At 38.8% G+C, this 17,570-nt stretch carries 20 protein-coding genes; 16 read left to right on the top strand and 4 right to left on the bottom strand.

Annotation, left to right across the window (positions count from 1 at the left end; all coding sequences use genetic code 11):
• Nucleotides 1–232 precede the first annotated feature (232 nt).
• The 4 genes from DYI81_RS09255 to DYI81_RS09240 all read left to right on the top strand — a co-directional run bounded on the left by DYI81_RS09255 (nt 233) and on the right by DYI81_RS09240 (nt 3,501).
• Nucleotides 233–1,003, top strand: a complete 771-nt coding sequence (locus DYI81_RS09255) for a hypothetical protein (protein ID WP_117007392.1) — start codon at nt 233–235, stop codon at nt 1,001–1,003.
• A gap of 57 nt (nt 1,004–1,060) precedes the next feature.
• Nucleotides 1,061–1,243 (top strand): hypothetical protein, encoded by a 183-nt coding sequence (locus tag DYI81_RS09250; RefSeq protein WP_121530768.1) that lies wholly within the window; start codon nt 1,061–1,063, stop codon nt 1,241–1,243.
• A gap of 310 nt (nt 1,244–1,553) precedes the next feature.
• Complete coding sequence (locus DYI81_RS09245; RefSeq protein ID WP_117007390.1) at nt 1,554–2,633, top strand: amidohydrolase family protein; 1,080 nt, start codon at nt 1,554–1,556, stop codon at nt 2,631–2,633.
• A gap of 28 nt (nt 2,634–2,661) precedes the next feature.
• Entirely contained in the window at nt 2,662–3,501 is an 840-nt protein-coding gene (locus DYI81_RS09240; RefSeq protein ID WP_117007389.1) for an SDR family NAD(P)-dependent oxidoreductase, read from the top strand.
• Nucleotides 3,502–3,720: 219 nt separating this feature from the next.
• Here the strand turns inward: DYI81_RS09240 and DYI81_RS09235 are convergent, their stop codons facing one another.
• Nucleotides 3,721–4,101 carry a helix-turn-helix domain-containing protein gene (locus DYI81_RS09235; RefSeq protein WP_205669742.1) on the bottom strand — a complete coding sequence of 127 codons (381 nt, stop codon included), beginning with the start codon at nt 4,099–4,101 and terminating at the stop codon, nt 3,721–3,723.
• Nucleotides 4,102–4,229: 128 nt separating this feature from the next.
• Between DYI81_RS09235 and DYI81_RS09230 the strand changes: the two genes are divergently transcribed.
• Both DYI81_RS09230 and DYI81_RS09225 read left to right on the top strand, forming a co-directional pair.
• Nucleotides 4,230–5,096: an SDR family oxidoreductase gene (locus tag DYI81_RS09230; protein ID WP_117007388.1), complete on the top strand. Its 867-nt coding sequence runs from the start codon at nt 4,230–4,232 to the stop codon at nt 5,094–5,096.
• 27 nt (nt 5,097–5,123) lie between these two features.
• Nucleotides 5,124–5,756 (top strand): NAD(P)H-dependent oxidoreductase, encoded by a 633-nt coding sequence (locus tag DYI81_RS09225; protein WP_117007387.1) that lies wholly within the window; start codon nt 5,124–5,126, stop codon nt 5,754–5,756.
• A 121-nt stretch (nt 5,757–5,877) separates the two neighbouring features.
• Here DYI81_RS09225 and DYI81_RS09220 read toward each other — a convergent pair whose 3' ends face one another.
• Nucleotides 5,878–6,954, bottom strand: coding sequence for a putative zinc-binding metallopeptidase (locus DYI81_RS09220; RefSeq protein ID WP_117007386.1), 1,077 nt, complete (start codon nt 6,952–6,954; stop codon nt 5,878–5,880).
• Nucleotides 6,955–7,327: 373 nt separating this feature from the next.
• On the opposite strand from DYI81_RS09220, the gene DYI81_RS18105 reads away from it, so the two are divergent.
• The 5 genes from DYI81_RS18105 to DYI81_RS09200 all read left to right on the top strand — a co-directional run bounded on the left by DYI81_RS18105 (nt 7,328) and on the right by DYI81_RS09200 (nt 10,785).
• Nucleotides 7,328–7,450: a hypothetical protein gene (locus DYI81_RS18105; RefSeq protein WP_227865904.1), complete on the top strand. Its 123-nt coding sequence runs from the start codon at nt 7,328–7,330 to the stop codon at nt 7,448–7,450.
• Nucleotides 7,451–7,454: 4 nt separating this feature from the next.
• A complete protein-coding gene (locus DYI81_RS09215) occupies nt 7,455–7,892 on the top strand; it encodes a ribbon-helix-helix protein, CopG family (RefSeq protein WP_106984411.1) in 438 nt (145 codons plus the stop codon).
• A 15-nt stretch (nt 7,893–7,907) separates the two neighbouring features.
• On the top strand, nt 7,908–8,108 hold the full coding sequence (locus DYI81_RS09210) for a hypothetical protein (protein WP_106984410.1): 201 nt from the start codon (nt 7,908–7,910) through the stop codon (nt 8,106–8,108).
• Nucleotides 8,105–9,127, top strand: coding sequence for an ABC transporter substrate-binding protein (locus DYI81_RS09205; RefSeq protein WP_106984409.1), 1,023 nt, complete (start codon nt 8,105–8,107; stop codon nt 9,125–9,127). Before DYI81_RS09210 ends, DYI81_RS09205 begins: the two co-directional genes overlap by 4 nt.
• Before the next feature lie 263 nt (nt 9,128–9,390).
• Nucleotides 9,391–10,785, top strand: a complete 1,395-nt coding sequence (locus DYI81_RS09200; RefSeq protein WP_106984408.1) for a methylenetetrahydrofolate reductase C-terminal domain-containing protein — start codon at nt 9,391–9,393, stop codon at nt 10,783–10,785.
• A gap of 394 nt (nt 10,786–11,179) precedes the next feature.
• Here DYI81_RS09200 and DYI81_RS09195 read toward each other — a convergent pair whose 3' ends face one another.
• Both DYI81_RS09195 and DYI81_RS09190 read right to left on the bottom strand, forming a co-directional pair.
• Nucleotides 11,180–11,848 (bottom strand): epoxyqueuosine reductase QueH, encoded by a 669-nt coding sequence (locus DYI81_RS09195; protein WP_117007385.1) that lies wholly within the window; start codon nt 11,846–11,848, stop codon nt 11,180–11,182.
• Nucleotides 11,849–11,988: 140 nt separating this feature from the next.
• Nucleotides 11,989–12,429, bottom strand: coding sequence for an Rrf2 family transcriptional regulator (locus DYI81_RS09190; protein ID WP_117007384.1), 441 nt, complete (start codon nt 12,427–12,429; stop codon nt 11,989–11,991).
• 107 nt (nt 12,430–12,536) lie between these two features.
• Between DYI81_RS09190 and DYI81_RS09185 the strand changes: the two genes are divergently transcribed.
• The 5 genes from DYI81_RS09185 (at nt 12,537) to DYI81_RS09165 (ending at nt 17,438) form a co-directional block, all read left to right on the top strand.
• Nucleotides 12,537–13,424 (top strand): NAD(P)/FAD-dependent oxidoreductase, encoded by an 888-nt coding sequence (locus tag DYI81_RS09185; protein ID WP_117007383.1) that lies wholly within the window; start codon nt 12,537–12,539, stop codon nt 13,422–13,424.
• A 472-nt stretch (nt 13,425–13,896) separates the two neighbouring features.
• On the top strand, nt 13,897–14,886 hold the full coding sequence (locus tag DYI81_RS09180) for a putative oxygenase MesX (protein WP_117007382.1): 990 nt from the start codon (nt 13,897–13,899) through the stop codon (nt 14,884–14,886).
• A 79-nt stretch (nt 14,887–14,965) separates the two neighbouring features.
• Nucleotides 14,966–15,994, top strand: coding sequence for a methionine synthase (locus tag DYI81_RS09175; protein ID WP_117007381.1), 1,029 nt, complete (start codon nt 14,966–14,968; stop codon nt 15,992–15,994).
• Between the two features lie 103 nt (nt 15,995–16,097).
• Complete coding sequence (locus DYI81_RS09170) at nt 16,098–16,592, top strand: flavin reductase (protein ID WP_111884696.1); 495 nt, start codon at nt 16,098–16,100, stop codon at nt 16,590–16,592.
• A gap of 45 nt (nt 16,593–16,637) precedes the next feature.
• Complete coding sequence (locus DYI81_RS09165) at nt 16,638–17,438, top strand: sulfite exporter TauE/SafE family protein (protein WP_106984402.1); 801 nt, start codon at nt 16,638–16,640, stop codon at nt 17,436–17,438.
• Nucleotides 17,439–17,570 lie beyond the last annotated feature (132 nt).

Raw genomic sequence — 17,570 nt, 5'->3', positions numbered from 1 at the left:
TCCTCGATTTATTAATGCTCGATTATAAGAAGACCAATTGGTGGTACGATAAATTTTAGGTGCAGGCTTGTTCATTTGGAAATTATATTGTGGAATAAGCCCTTAACGATAGGTTTGTGCAACAAAGCCTGGATTAACTAATAATTTTATATTTGCAGATGAAGAAAGCTACACACTAGCCTTAGAAGATCATGGATTAAAACCTAGTGCTGGAAAAGTAGTTGGTGTAGCCATGCATCATATCAACACTGATGATGGAGTTAAACATTACTTATTTTATAACGTAAGTAAAATTGTAGGACTCGTATTTTTAGATAAAAATATTAATGATTTATTTGATATTAATGAAAAAGAAAGATTAGTGCAGTTAGAGCATGCATGGAATATTTCTGTTCATGAGTTAGGACACGTTCATTTTAACAATCGACTCTTAGCTTTAAATTCTAAGGTTGTTTTAGAAAAGGATTTTGACACACGCAATCTATATACTCGATTTCATCATGCAACCCAAAAAGCATGCATAAATGAATATCTTGCCTGTCTATATGCATCCTCCTCAATTAGCATTAACCAGCCCGAAACTTATAGATCACTTCAAGATAACGTATTAATCCATTTTAACGATTGTCCAAATGAAGTAGAAAATGCATTCAAAAAATTCTATCAAACTGGTAATTATGCTGTTTTGATGAATAAAATTTATATGCCTATCACAGTTTTATTAAAATCATGTTCCTATTTTCTTGGTCATATTCATGGATTAAATCAAAACTTTACAGGAACTGATTTATACCGCAATCTACAAGATACTTGGTTTATTGACCATATTCTTCAACTCGAAGAAATCTTATCCGATGCATACGATAAAATACGAAATGATGTATTTGAAGATTCTGATTTAAATAGAATTTCTCGATTACTAGATGATATTGCTAATCTATTTGGAATAAATGCTGCTCCTACACAAGATCAAGATGATGTATACGTAACAATTATTGGTTGATTGAAACGCATTTTGCTAGTTTTCATACCAAAAAAACAACTTAAAGAGATTTCAAATATGGCTAAAAAATTACAAGAACTTTTAGATGCTCGTAGCTCTGAAAGTCGAAATCGAATTTTGGAAGATGTAAAAATAATTTTGAATGATTGTCTTTCGGAAGATGTGTATTTAACAGAACTAGTAGAAGAAGCTAAAAGTGAAAAAGCTGGAAAAATCACTTTAGACGATCTGCAAGATTAAGTTCACAAAAACCACGCTAAAAAGTTAAATAAGCTAAATCTGCAAATTGCAGAACAGTTTATTCGTAAGCTCGAAACCATTTTAGACAGTCCTAGAATACCCAAGTACAAACTCAGATCGGCAGGCTACCGCTTAGTGTTTCAATTGATTGAAGATCGTATCGAAGTCTTAACTTTACTAAGTTCGTCACTATGAATTTCATACATGAAATACCATTAAAATAAATCATTTCATTCATAGAGCGCTATCCATTACGCTAAATACAACTTCTGTATTTCCCGTTACAAGCTCAAGGCATGGATAGAACAATATGAGCCAACTTAATTTCGCGATCGTCGATCCGCATATTCACCAATGGGACCCATATACCACACCGCATACAGCAGGACGCCTCGTAAAGCTATTGGGTAAACACCCCAAACTTATGCATGCCTTGATTCATGCGGTAAAGCCTAAACCTTTATTAGAAACCGTCGGCCACCCAGAACATATATTAAAACCGTATTTACCGCAGGATTATAAAAAAGATTGCGGGAACTATACGGTGGAAGCTGTGGCACATATAGAAGCCAGTTGGCATCATCACAAAGGATTTGGTGTGGTGGAAGAAACTAAGTGGATCAAACAGCTGCCATTCCATACACAACAGTTAAAACTTGGCGCTATCGTTGCCACGGCCGATCCGCGCGACCGTAAATTTAAAAAAATCTTAGAGGCGCATCAGCAGGCCAGTCCGTTATTTCGCGGTATTCGAAAAATGGCATCCTGGCACCCCGATGCTGGAATTCACCGCTGGTGTGATCAGTCGAATTTATATACGCAAAAATCATTCTTAAAAGGCTTTGAACATCTGGCGGACTTGAAGCTCAGTTTTGATGCATGGGGCTATGCAAACCAAATAAATGATATCAAAAGCTTAGCGCAAAATTTCCCCAATACACCGATCATGCTCGACCACTTGGCTACACCTGTAGGGCTGTTTGGAAAAGTCGGGAAATCCACGGGATACAAACCTTCACAGCGGAAGGCTATTTTTCAGCAATGGAAAGATGACATCAGCCATTTGGCAGAGCAGAAAAATGTACATGCCAAAATTTCAGGCTTAATGATGCCAGTGCTAGGTCATGGTTATTTTCGGGCTAAGCGGACAGCAACTGTCAATGAAATGGTCGAGCTATTAAGTCCTATGATTGAACATGCTGTGGCAGTGTTTGGTACATATCGGATTGTATATGCATCAAATTATCCCATGGATAAACCCAATGCCAAACTGACCGATTTGATAAAAGCATATATACACATGCTGTCGCCTTATGGGGCAGAAAATTTGCAAAAAATGATGCGGGATAATGCCATCGCATTTTATAAGATGGATTTAAAAAAGACTTAAATACATATGGTTAATGGTGAATATAGAAATGAAAAATTTTAAAGATAAAGTTGCAGCCATTACGGGTGCAGGCTCTGGCATTGGGCAGCAATTGGCATTGCAGCTGGCTGCGCAAGGCTGTCATTTAGCTTTGTCAGATATGAATGAACAAGGCTTGGCAGAAACTTTAGCCTTACTTAAGCAATATCCAGTTGAAGTCAGCTTGTCACGTGTAGATGTGGCCAATAAAGATCAGGTTTATACATGGGCTGAAGAAAGCTTTCTGCATTTTGGACGTATCAATTTGATATTTAACAATGCAGGCGTTGCTTTGGCCAGCAGTGTAGAAGGTATGACTTACGATGAAATGGAGTGGATCTTTAATATCAACTTTTGGGGCGTGGTATTTGGCACCAAAGCCTTTTTACCGTATTTAAAACAAAGCGGTGAAGGGCATATCATCAATACTTCAAGCCTTTTTGGCCTTACGGCGCAGCCAACACAGAGCGCATACAATGCAACAAAATTTGCGGTTCGCGGTTTTACCGAAGCGCTGCGACAAGAGCTGGATATTGAAGCGTGTAATGTGAGTGCAACCTGTGTGCATCCGGGCGGTATCCGCACCAATATCGCCAACAATGCTAAAATGAGTGACAGCATCCGTTCACTAGGCTTAAACCCTGAAAAGGCCAGCCGTTCATTTAATAAAGTTTTAAAAACACCGCCAGAAGACGCTGCCAAAGTGATTTTAAAAGCGGTTCAGCACAATCAGGCGCGTGTATTAATTGGCAATGATGCAAAAATATTAGATTTAATTCAGCGCATTACGCCTACACGCTATGCGCAGGCCATGAATTATTTAACCCGCAAAAAAACCAAGCGCAAATAGCAATTCAATTTAAGATCAAAGAATATGATTAGACTGCTTTGAAAGCGGTCTTTTTTCTTCATTTATTTAAAGGAATCAAATCCTATTTTAAAAAATAATAGCACTGGAAAATAATCGTATATTGAAAGACTTAGAGTTAAATATTATTCATTAATTTATAATTTTAGCTTAAAGATTGAACTTTATAACTTAGTGGGATGTGAGCTTAGGATGCTCATATTATAGTTGGAGATGGTCTCTATGTTCTTGCCCCCAAACAGCCATTTGCACCATTAATTTTTCAAGCTTACGACCCGATTCCGTTAAATCATACATTGCCGTCATTCGGCCTGATTCAGGGTCAATACTTTCAATTTTATGTATTACATTATTTAGTTCTAATTCTTTCAGTTCTTTCGAAATCATCCTTGGCGTGATGCCTTGTAGTAGGCGTTCAATTTCATTAAAACGTCGTGGTTGCTTAATCATAGTCGCTACAATAGCCAGTTTCCATTTACCATTGATCACATTCATGGCATTTTTCAGCGCCACAATAAACTTCACATTACATTGATCGGCTTCGCTCAAGGTATCCGCATCTTTGGTCATAAAATCACTCATAAACAAATCCTATCTTGCGCTCAATCTAAGAGGATTTCCCATAATAATCACTATACAACAGTATAGTGAACTTAAATTTTGCCTGCCGTATAACTTTATACAACGAAACAAGAAATATAGGACAGCAGATGATTTTAGTCACAGGTGCCACAGGAAACTTAGCACAAAGCGCCGTTAAACAATTACAGCAACATTTACCTTTAAATGAATTTTCTGTTTTGGCCAGAAGCCAAAACAAGGCACAGCAATATTTGAATCAAGGGATGAAAGTGATCTATGGCGATTTTGATCAGCCACAAACTTTAGAGGAAGCTTTTCGAGGCATAAAAAAACTGTTGCTGATTTCAACAATGGAGCAAAACCGATTTGAACAGCATAAAAATGTTATTGATGCTGCAAAAAAAGCAGGCGTAAAACACATATTTTATACCAGCTTGGCAATTCAAAATATTGAAACTTCTGCGGTTAAAGATTTGATGATTAGTCATTTTCAAACCGAGGACTATCTTAAAGCGAGCGGTTTGAAATACACCATTTTACGTAACAGCATGTACGCAGAAGCCATTCCGCAAATTATTGGTGAACAGGCGATTGCAACAGGTTTAGCTTTGGCAGGCGGAGCAGGCAAAGTGCCTTATGCATTACGTGCAGAATTTGGTGAAGTTGCTGCAAATGCATTAATGCAGGATGGGCATGAAAATAAAATCTACTCGCTGGTGGGTAGTCGTACGTACAGCTATCAGGATATTGCAGATTTGCTGTCAGAAATTTCAAAGCAAAAAGTGAATTATCAAAATTTAGATGATGCTAGTTATCGAGATATGTTGCATAGCATCGGTTTTCCAGACTTTATAGTTTATTTAACGCATGGCACGGTTGCAGACATTCAACAGCATCAATACGAAGTTCACCGCACAGATTTAGAAAAGCTACTTGGACGTAAAACACAAGCACTCACAGATTATTTAACTACCGTTTATACAACAAATTCGTAATTTTTTTAACTTTATAGGAATACAACAATGAAGCTTTTAGAAGCACTCAACTGGCGTTATGCAACCAAGCAAATGACGGGTGAAAAGCTCGATCAAGCCGATGTTGATTTAATATTAGAAGCTGCACGTTTAGCGCCAACTTCTGCTGGTTTACAGCCATATCATATTATTTCAATTAGCAATCAAGCACTGAAAGAGCAAATTTCACCTGTTGCGTTGAATCAACCGCAAATTACTCAGTCTTCACATCTATTGGTCTTTACTGCATGGGATAGCATTCCAGATGAACGAATTGACGAGCGTTATAATTCAATGAATACAGAGCGCAACTTACCGCTTGATACCACAATGGATGTGGTGCAAAACCTAAAAAATCTATTTGCTGGTTTTACTGAGGAGCAGCAATATCACCATACTGCAAAGCAAGCACATATTGGCTTTGGTGTGGCCATTGCAGCGGCTGCTGAATTGGGTATTGATGCAACGCCTATGGAGGGCTTTGATAAAGAAGGTTTAGATGAGTTACTAGGCTTAAAAGAAAAAGGACTTAAATCTGTTGTGCTATTGGCTTTAGGGCGCCGTAATCCTGAAAAAGACTGGTTACTCGGTTTGAAAAAATTCCGCATATCGCGTGATGAGTTTGTAACGGATATTCATTAAGTACAGTGGTAATAACAAAGCCCCATAGTGGGGCTTTGTTATTTGCTTCATTCATTTCTGCATTTGCCAAATATTGCTAAATACATATTTGTTAAATGTGGTAGCAACTTGTGACTGTCGCCTAAGCCTGATTTTTAAGTGTCATATTGAGCAGTTTATGATGAATAAACCGCAATTTATCCAATACCGGATTTGACAGCGTAAACGGATATGCATCATCTAAGCCCATGCTGCGGTTTAATGCATTTAAATTAAAAGTTAATGTCATCCAATGTTGTAGCAAAAGGTCAAAATCCTGCGCGCCAATTGGATTTTCTTTAAGTTCTAAATTGTTTAAATCTGATTTATTGGTTTTAACCACTAAGCCAGCATAGTAGGCTGTTTCTAAAGTATCCATCATGTGTAAATAATGTGCCCAAGTTTCTGCCCAATCTTCCCATGGATGCGTACTGGCATAAGAGCTTACATAAAAATCGGCCCAGTTTTGTGGTGCACCATCGTTATAATGGCGTTTAAGCGCTTCGTTGTAGTCTTGGCGTTCATCACCAAATAGTTCACGGAATTCGTCAATTAACTCTGGGTGTAAATGTTGCATTAAGTCAAAATAATAATGACCACTTTCATGGCGAAAATGCCCCAGAAGCGTACGGTAGTTTTCACCCATTTTGACCCGTGTTGTTTCACGGTAAATCACATCTGCTTCACTCGCATTGAGTGTAATCACACCTTGAGCGTGTCCGGTCATCACCGGAAAATCTGCTTGTGGCATCAAAAAATCAAATCTGAGACCAAAGCGATCGTTATCGGATCGTTTAGCGCGAGGCATGATATTTAAACGTTGCATTAAATATAAAAAACGGCGTTTGGCATGTTCTAGACGTGCCCAATAGACAAGATGATCTGGATTGTCTAAGGAGGGAATGGTATGTGTCAGCAGGCAAGATTCACAGTAAATTTCACTACTTTCGGCAGGAATAACCCAGTTACAGACTTGATGGTGCTGATAGTTATAGCAAGGTTTGAAGCGTTTACCTGCAATAGACGGATTAAGTGCAAGCCAAAGTGTGTCGCTGTGCTTCGTAAAACCACACATTTCTTTTTCTGAGGCACTATAACCTAAGGTTGTTTTGCAATTTACGCAGTGTGAGTTGGCAAAGAACACCTGATTGCCACAAGTAGTACATGCAAAATACTTCATAAATAACTGCCGTCCTCATGATATGACCTAAAGCGAAGTACAAGCGATCTACGTGATATTTTTACATAATCAAAAGTGTACGACAGCAGTATTTTGTCAGCTTAGCGTGAACAGCAAGCTAAAAAATTGACGGGATTTACTCTAGCTGTATTCCGATACTATTTACTTGCCTGAAATCATGCACAGCTTTGGCAGTATGCACAGCAAAAATGTTAACTAAGCCCTAAGTTTGCGCATACGCATTAAAACTGCGCAATTATTCATCAATTAAAGACAAAAAACAGCCATTACAAGAATAAAAAACTTGGCATGTATTCTGCATTTAATCGGGTATTACGAAAAATAATTTTGGTAATACCAAAAGGAGCAGCGCATGAAAAATACGTATCTACGCTTAATGATCAAAATACTGCCGTTATTCAAGCAATTTATGGTGGAACTGTTCAGTGCACGTGCAGGGTTATATATCAAGCAAAATCAGGCTGATAAAGGATAAGGTAATGCCTAAACAAAAGCTGGCACGTATCAGCATTACTGTGCCACAAAATACGGTAGATGCTTTAGATCAAAAGATTGTGGATCAGCATTATGAAAGCCGTTCACAAGCCATTGTAGACATGATCAATAAGCATTTGATTGCAGATCAAGAGCAACGCAATGAAGTAATGGTTGGCACATTTACCTTGCTGTATGACGCCAGTGTTACGGCGCTACGTATTCAGCTTTTGGATTTACAGCAGCAGTTTTTAGAGCAAGTGGTGAGTTCGCTGCATATTCAGCTGGATGATCATAAAATTTTAGAAGTCATGATTTTGCAAGGTCTAAGCACTGAGCTAAAAGCCATTAGTCAACATTTTATTGCCTTAAAAGGTGTTACCAAAGGGCATCTGGAATTGATGAATGCAGTTATGCCGCCAATTCCGCAAAACGAAAAATAATAAAGGAGTTTAAAAATGGGCCAATTCAATCATTCACATAGCAAAGCAGGCACGCTAACCCTACAGGAAAATCAGCAAAGCAACGGGAGTGCCAAACCTAATGCATTTAAAGGCGCAAATGACCTAGCAAAATTGGGTCATTCACAATTTACACAACCGTTTTTAAGTACCAATACAAAATTTAACTGCAATGCAATTGGGGCAATCACACTATGATGAAAACAGCTTTTTTATCGACGTCTATACTGAGCGTCATACTACTTGCGGGTTGTGATAACACGGCGAAAGTGCCAGAACCACAAAATAAAACCGAAACAACTGCTGTCACAAAGCCCATTACGATTGGCTACAGTGATTGGCCTGGCTTTGTTGCTTGGCAAGTTGCGATTGAAAAAGGTTGGCTCAAAGAAGCTGGTGTAAATGTAGATTTTAAATGGTTTGATTATTCAGCCTCACTGTCAGCTTTTGCTGCCAACCAGTTGGATGCTGTTTTGGTGACCAATGGAGATAACTTAGTCACAGGCTCGGGTGGTACCAAAGGCGTTATGATTATGGCGACAGATTATTCTGCTGGAAATGATGTCATTATTGCAAAACCTGGTATTGAGTCGATTGCTGATCTGAAAGGCAAAAGCGTAGCAACTGAAAAAGGCTTGGTCGATCATTTGCTTTTAGCCACAGCTTTAGAAGATGCCAAGGTTAAGGCATCTGATATTAAATTGATCAATACTATGACCAATGAATTACCTCAAGTATTCGCCAGTCCAGATATTGCAGCCATTGCAGTATGGCAACCTGTTGCAAATCAGGCATTGAAAGCAGTTGCGGGTTCAAAAATCATCTACAGCTCTAAAGATAAGCCCGGCCTGATTTATGACACTTTGACGGTCAATATGACGCATTTATCTGCCAACAAAGAAGAATGGAAAAAAATCATTCAAGTATGGGATAAAACAGTTAAATATATTAATGATCCAGCAACACATGCAGATGCAGTTAAAATTATGTCCACCCGTGTAGGTGTAGAACCTGCACAATATGAACAATTTATTGGTGGTACACATTTATTAGATTTAGATGCCAATAAAAAAGTATTTACCAAAGGTGAAGGCTTTGACTCCTTGTACGGGTCGAGCTATCACGTAAATAAATTCAATGTAACCAATGGCATTTATAAAACTGAAATGGATGTAGATGGCTCGATTTATCCAGCCTTGGTGCAAGAGCTAAAATAATTGCATTTTGGATCTGATATTTAAGTATTTTCTACTCAAAGCTCTACAGATGTAGGGCTTTTGATTATTTTTGAAATGGTGAGCTTATACGACTAGTTCTAAATATAAAAATTTGACTCTAAAATGATATAGGCCCGTACATTACTCAAAATGTATATTGATTTAAAGCCTTTAGTTAAATTATAAAAAAGTAATATGAATAGTTGTGAGCATAGAACTATAATAGCGAGCTTCTAAATATTTCTATTTTATTTTACTGTTTTATGTCTTTGCTCTCTTCCTATTTTCAGCAAAACCAGTTTTGTATTTTGGTGGAATATCTCACGTCGTTGAATGAGATTTTTCCAGTAAAAAAGCAATTCGCAGGCTATCCCGCCGTAATGACTTTAGCTGACCGTGTGCATTCAGATCATGATACGTCACCGCTTGAAGCCAGTAAATTGTATCCACAAGACCTAGAAAAAGTATTGCATTTTGCTGGTAAAGGCAGAGATATTCATGATTTTGAAAACTTTTTAAAGCAAGCACGAAAGGCAGATATTCAAAATTTACTCTTACTGACAGGTGATAAGTTAAAAGAGCACAGCAACGGAGAAAACGGCACAGCGCGTAGCCGATATTTAGAGTCGGTCAATGCGGTCATGGCTGCCAAAAAAGCAGGCGGTTTTTGTATTGGTGTTGCCTTTAATCCGTTCAAATATACCGAAGCTGAACGTGATGCACAGTATTTAAAACTGCATAAAAAAATAAAAGCTGGCGCAGACTTTATTATTACCCAATTGGGCTACGACATTCAGGCGCTCAAGCAAGCAAAGGCATTTTTAACACAGCATCACTATAGTCAAAAAATTCTTGCCTGCGTAATGCCACTTAGTTTGGCGCGGGCTAAATTTATGCTGAAGAATCAAGTGGCAGGTATAGTTATTACGCCATATATGCTCAAGGTTTTAGAGGAAGAAAAACAAGCAGGGCTTTCAGAACGGGTGTATTTGCGCTGTGCTTTGCAGATACTCATCTGTAAACAATTAGGTTTTGCGGGTGTTGATTTATCTGCATGCCATAAACCTGCAGAGCAGGCACTGCTGGAAAGCTATATAGAGCAATATCGACATTTAAATTTGGATGCACTTGAGAAATTGTGGAATGAACTTTGGCAGATACACACTGGCGCAGAGTTTCAGCCTGAATTGAGCTATTTTTCCCGTCCGCCATCATCCAGACAGCTTTTTAAATATCATCAATTGCATTTAATGCATGATGCGTTGTTTGATTCAAAGCTTGGCAAAGGTGTAGGGCGTTTTATTTTTAAAGCGCAAATTTGGCAAAAAGCCACGGCTGCAAAAACTTTGTTAAAAACTGAATACATCAGTAAACATGGTGTTGTAGGCTGTGAAAGCTGTGGACAATGCCGTTTGGGCGATACTTTGTATATTTGCCCAGAAACATGCCCCAAAGGCCTCGCCAATGGGCCATGTGGTGGCACAAGTTTAGACCGCTGTGAATTTGGTGACCGCGAATGCATTCATTCTGTGAAAGCGCGCCTTGCCAAAGCAGTGCAGCAAACACAAGTATTGAAAGAAAAGCTGATACCCACTGTACCTATTGAGGTTCGTGGCACTAGTTCTTGGAAAAATTGGTATTTAGCGGCAGAAGCTTAATAACTGATGTTACGCACTGAGTATGGATTTAATTTACCAATGACGAAAATATAGGCTTGCTCTTTGGAGTCTTACATCAAAAGTTTAAATTTAGGGAATAGCCACTGCGTCTTGCGCTTCGTTAAAGCCTTGCTTTAACTTGCTCAGGCTCGAAGTACTTTTGTTCCGGCAAAATGAGCAGTGAAACTGCGCAAGGAAACCATCTTGCGGAGCGTTACTCCTCACCGACAGAACTTGTTCACTTTCATCAAAATAACCAATAAATCACAGAAACTTTATCAATTAGATGTAGTCCTGCCTCAAACAATTGCGGATGACGTTTTCGTGTATCAATTTTTATTACAAAGTTTAAAATTTATAAATGTTACTGCGTAACATCAGTTCATAAAAGGAATTAATCTCCTTCATCCATGGCATTGGAATAAAACTTCACCCCTAATTTAATTCGGTCACGGCCTTGGCTCATGCGCCAGCGATTGGTATCGCGCAGTGAATAGACACAGCCACAGTATTCCTGCTGATAAAATTCTTCTTTCTTACTGATTTCCAGCATACGTACAGCGCCGCCATTTTTACGCCAGTTATAGTCCCAATATGTAATTCCTTCATAATGTGAAGCCGAACTATGTCCGCAGTCATTAATCTGCTGCATATTTTTCCAGCGTGAAATACCCAATGAACTGCTGATTAAGCTAAAGCCATGTTCTGCTGCATATAATGCTGTACGTTCAAAGCGCATATCAAAACACATGGTACAGCGGATACCTTTTTCAGGCTCATTTTCCATGCCTTTGGCACGTTCAAACCAGTTGTCTGTGTCGTAATCACAGTCGATAAACGGAATGTTGTGTTTTTCTGCAAAGCGGATATTTTCCTCTTTACGGATTTCATATTCTTTGACTGGATGAATATTTGGATTGTAAAAAAAGATCGAAAAATCAATACCAGATTTAATTAATGTTTCCATGACTTCGCCAGAACAGGGCGCAAAGCAAGAATGCAATAAAAGCTTGTCATGACCTGTTGGAAGCGTCAGTTTCTGACGTTCAAGTTTGTTTGACATAATCATAAGCTATAAATATAAACTTTATATTTTAGCGATTCATGTACCTTTCAAAGCTCGAATATGCTGATTTTTTCTAAGTTTGAGCTGAGTCAGATTCAGTATCTAGACTTAAAATTGAAAAAAATTAGAAGGCATATTTATTTCACCTGCATCTGCTGATCCCATTCAATCTGAAAATCATGTGCCAATTGGTCTAATTGAGTTGCTTTAAGGTTTTTAATCAGCACTTCTTGAGCTTCAAAAAAGGCATGATCAAGTGCCCGATTGACCACCAGTTCTACCAAGCAATCTGGCTGCATATTTTCATTGCCAATCGCAAAAATTGAAGGTTCACCGACAGCAAGGTAAATGTCATACAGTGAAATGTCATGCAGGGGTTTAATCAAACTCCAGCCGCCACCAGGACCTTTCTCAGAATCAACAAATCCATGCTTTTTTAATCCCGACATGGTTCTACGCACTACAACAGGATTTGTTTCCAGCATCTCAGCGATTTGATCGGAAGTAAAAGGCTTGTTTTCACGTGCCATGTGCAACAGAACATGTAGCATTCTTGAAAGTTTACTGTCTTTACGCATGAGGAAATAGATGATTAGGGTAATTGATATATTGTAACATTAAAAGTTTCTTATAAACATGTTAAATGATATAGTAACTTTTAAAGTTACATATAGGTATTAGGAATATGAATTATGAAGTTGTGATTATTGGTGGCAGTTATGCAGGACTTTCTGCTGCTTTACCTTTAGCACGTGCGCGCCGCCGTATTTTAATTATTGATGCAGGGCAACGTCGTAATCGTTTTGCCGAACATTCACATAATTTTTTGACGCAAGATGGCCGATCACCTAGTGCTATTGCAGCAGAAGCCAAAGTACAATTAGAAAAGTATTCCACGATTTCATGGCTTGCTGAAACGGTTACTGATGTAAAAGCGCTTGATGGAAAATATTTAATTGTTGCAGGTAATCAGCACATTCAAGCTGAAAAAATGATTATTGCCACTGGCGTACGTGACGAATTGCCTCAAGTGAATGGTTTGGCTGAACGTTGGGGGCAATCTATTTATCACTGCCCATATTGTGATGGTTATGAACTGAACTTAGGTGAAATTGGCATGTTAGTGTCGGGTATGCACTCATTGCACATGGCGTTGATGTTGCCAGATTGGGGAAATACTACTTTATTTTTAAATGATGCAATTGCTGTAGATCAATTGGATGATGAGTTATTAGCGAAGCTTTCTAAACGTCAAATTCAGATCGAAACGCGTAAAATTGACCATATTGAAGGTCATTGTGACGTTGTAATGGCAGATGGTGAACGAATTCAATTGGATGGCTTATTTGTTTCTACTGTTACTCGTCTGCAATCGAACTGGATTCAGCAGTTAGGTTTAGAGATAGACTGCAATGAATATGGCGAGGCCATTAAAACTTCGCCAGCAAAAGAAACAAATGTTAAAGGAATTTATGCTTGCGGTGATGTCACACGTTCAGGTGGTTCAGTTGCTTTATCCGTAGGTGATGGAGCAATGACAGGGATTGTCGCGCATAAATCTTTTATTTTTTAAAGTGATTGCATAGTAGTTTACAAAAATAGGGCAAGTATCTAAATGATAAATTTGGGTACTTGGACCTAAATATAAGAAATGAAAATCCAGTTAATAATTTGATCTTTTCTCAGTTTAAGCTGAGTTTAATTCACTTAGAACGATAAATAATCATATTCTAAAAGCGGACATACTTATCGATGATTTTCATTTTATCCTAAAAAGTCAGTAGAATATAGATATAAATACTTATTGAAAAATATCATAAAGTATTGTTTATATTTAATTTAATTTAAAATTATTTATATCCAGATTATTTTTTAAATGCTCTCATCGAGCCAAGTTGAAATATATTCAATCCTATAAAATTACCAAACATGAATTTCACTCACTTTGTGTTGAGGTTAAATCATTTTTATTCATCTTAAGATTCACGTATAAATTACTCCATACAGAAATTTTGATTATTTTAATTTTAGGGTAGTGAATCTCCATGAGTAATAAATTTGCATGTTCAATCAAACGTATCCGCTTTGATGAAAACTATAAACCAGCAGACAATACACGTCTAACAACGAACTTTGCTAACTTGGCGCGCGGTGAGCACCGTGAAGAAAATTTGCGCCGTACCTTGGCAATGATTAATAACCGCTTCAACACTTTGGCGAGCTGTGACAACCCAAATGCGGATCGTTATTCACTAGAAATTGACATTATTTCTGCTGAACTCGATGTAGAGGGCAATGGTCAAACTTTCCCGTTTATTGAAACTTTAAAAAGCACCATCATCGACCATAAGACCAATGAACGCATTGAAGGCATGATCGGCAACAGTTTTTCATCGTATGTACGTGACTATGACTTCAGCGTAGTATTGCCAGCACTCGGTTGCAAGTTCAATGAAAAACCTGAAGATTTTGGCGATTTACACGGCAAGCTATATCAACACTTGATCAATTCAGACGTATTCAAAGCTGAATTCAAAAAACAACCTGTGATTTGCTTAAGTGTTTCAACGACAAAAACCTATTACCGTACTGCAAATGTGCATCCGATCTTAGGTGTGGAATACACCAATGATGACTATTCACGTACCGATGATTATTTTGCAAAAATGGGCTTAAGCGTTCGTTACTTCAAACCTGAAAATGCGACTGCACCATTGGCATTCTATTCAGCAAATAACTTGCTCAGCGACTATACAGATTTCGAACTGATCAGCGCGATCAGCACCATGGAAAGCTTCCAAAAAATCTACCGTCCTGAAATTTACAATACCAATGCGGCAGCAGGTTTGGTGTATCAACCAAGCTTAAGCTTTGGCGATTACTCATTAACTCGTATTGTGTATGACCGTGTTGAACGTGGTCAGTTGGCGGTTAAACAGGGCAAATGGACAGAAGAGAATTTTATTCAGCCATATAAAGACATTCTGAATGAGTGGGCGGCTAATTTTAGTATTGAAAATGCAGACGCAGCTTAATTTTAAATCACTTAAATAGATGAAAACGCGGGTGAGTTAAACCACCCGTTTTAAAGAAAATAGAGATAGAAGATCGAATATGGCCATTTTACTCCCAACTTCAACTGCTGGTAGCTTACCTAAACCGTCTTGGCTGGCTGAACCTGAAAAATTGTGGTCAGCATGGAAACTTGAAGGCGAAGAATTATTAGATGCAAAACGTGATGCGTTGAAATTATCTTTGCATGAACAAATCCATGCAGGCATTGATATTGTCAGTGATGGTGAACAAACCCGTCAGCATTTTGTGACCACATTTATTGAACATCTTGAAGGTGTAGATTTCGAAAAGCGTGAAACGATGCGTATTCGTAATCGTTACGATGCAAGTGTACCGTCTGTGGTGGGCGAAGTATCGCGTAAGAAAGCAGTGTTTGTTGATGATGCAAAATTCTTACGCAGCCAAACCAATCAGCCGATCAAATGGGCTTTGCCTGGCCCGATGACGATGATTGATACTTTGTATGATGGACACTACAAGAGCCGTGAAAAATTGGCTTGGGAATTTGCTAAAATCCTGAATCAAGAAGCGTTAGAGCTTGAAGCGGCAGGCGTGGATATCATTCAATTTGATGAGCCTGCGTTTAACGTATTTTTTGATGAAGTCAATGACTGGGGTATTGCGACATTAGAGCGTGCGCTTGAAGGTTTGAAATGCGAAACAGCCGTTCATATTTGCTATGGTTATGGCATTAAAGCCAATACCGATTGGAAACAGACTTTGGGTAATGAATGGCGCCAATACGAAGAATCATTCCCGAAATTGCAACAATCGAAGCTGAATATCATCTCACTTGAATGCCAAAACTCTCGTGTACCAATGGATTTAATCGAACTCATCCGCGGTAAAAAAGTGATGGTTGGTGCAATTGATGTAGCAACCAATCAAGTAGAAACAGCAGAAGAAGTAGCAAATACATTACGCAAAGCATTGCAATTCGTAGATGCCGACAAGCTATATCCTTCAACAAACTGCGGTATGGCGCCTTTGCCTCGCCACGTGGCGCAAGGCAAACTAAATGCGCTAAGCGCAGGCGCTGCCATTATTCGCCAAGAATTGACCGCATAAATTCGAGCTGACTCAATTTCATGTAGGAGCAAGAAGGAAATGAAATCCCTATTATCCAAACATGAGAAAGAGATAAGCCATATAGACCATTGAGATTGAAGAGATGATTGAAGCAACTGATTTTAGAAATGCAATGTCTTTATTGACGACTGCAGTCAACGTGATTACGACTGAGGGTGAAGCAGGCATGCATGGATTTACAGCATCAGCAGTATGCAGTGTGACAGATACACCGCCAACTTTGCTGGTTTGTATGAATCAATCATCTCGTTCTCATGCGCATTTTCTTGAAAATAAAGTTCTGTCTGTCAATGTTTTGGGCGCACAGCATGAGCAAATTTCCAATGCCTTTGCTTCAAGCAAATTTAATTCGGAAGAGCGGTTTAAATTGGGTTCTTGGACCACATTAGAAACAGGTTCACCAATACTCAAAGATGCTTTGGTCAGTTTTGACTGTCAGATTGAACAGATTCAAGAAGTGGGTACGCACAGCGTGTTTATGTGCCGTGTGGTCGCAATCAAGCAAAGTCAGCAGGAAGAAAGTTTGGTGTATTTCAACCGTGCTTATCATGCTGTAGGTCAAGTGGAGTTGGCTTAAACCAGTCAGACTTCTTCAATACATCTTTTTAAAAGTATCTATTTCGTGGAACTCATTACTTTCTTAATTATTGGCGCATTTGCTGGTTTTGCTGCGGGGCTGTTTGGCGTTGGCGGCGGTACTATCATTGTGCCATTGCTCTATATTGTTTTTAGCCAAATGGGCTATAGCCCCGATGTGATTATGCATTTGGCGCTAGGTACGTCCTTGGCTACGATTGTGGTGACGTCGATCAGCTCCTTGATGGCGCACAATAAGAATGGCGCTGTGATTTGGCCTGTATTTAAAAATTTAGCCCCACCTATGGCGATTGGCTGTTTTGCAGGCGCGGGCATTGCAGGCTGGCTGTCGGGCTTACATCTGCAAATGATTGTCGGTGTGTTTTTACTTTGGGTGGCTTATACCATGTTTATGGGAGCAAAAAAGCCAGTCGATCCAAACAAAACACTGCCATCTACAGCTAAGCAAATTGCGGCGGGTTCGGGTATCGGCGTTGCATCGGCAATCTTCGGAATTGGCGGTGGCAGTATTACAGTGCCGTATTTAACGGCAAATGGCGTGGTGATGCAAAAAGCGGTCGGGACGTCTGCGGCGTGCGGTTTACCCATTGCCATTGCGGGTGCATTAGGCTTTATGTTCTTTGGCATGCAGCAGCAAGTTGAAATTCCAAATACCATTGGCTTTATTCATATCTATGCCTTTTTTGGCATTAGTGTGATGAGTTTCTTCACTGCTAAATATGGTGCGAAAACTGCGCATGCGCTTTCACCAGCAGTACTGAAAAAATGTTTCGCGGTGCTGTTGTGTATTGTTGGATGCTTTTTTCTAGTGAAAGGCATTTTATAGAAGCCGACTGATCACAGTTAATTCATTCGAAACGTATGCTCTAGTGTGCAACAGCTAGCTAGAGCATTTTTATCTATAGCAATTTAAGTCTTTAAAATTTCAGAAATATTATTTAAAAACTACATTTCAAAA

Origin of the sequence: Acinetobacter sp. SWAC5, from assembly GCF_003419885.1 — a bacterium.
In the GTDB taxonomy this organism is placed as follows: Bacteria; Pseudomonadota; Gammaproteobacteria; order Pseudomonadales; family Moraxellaceae; genus Acinetobacter; species Acinetobacter cumulans.
This window is presented reverse-complemented; position numbering and strand designations above follow the sequence as displayed.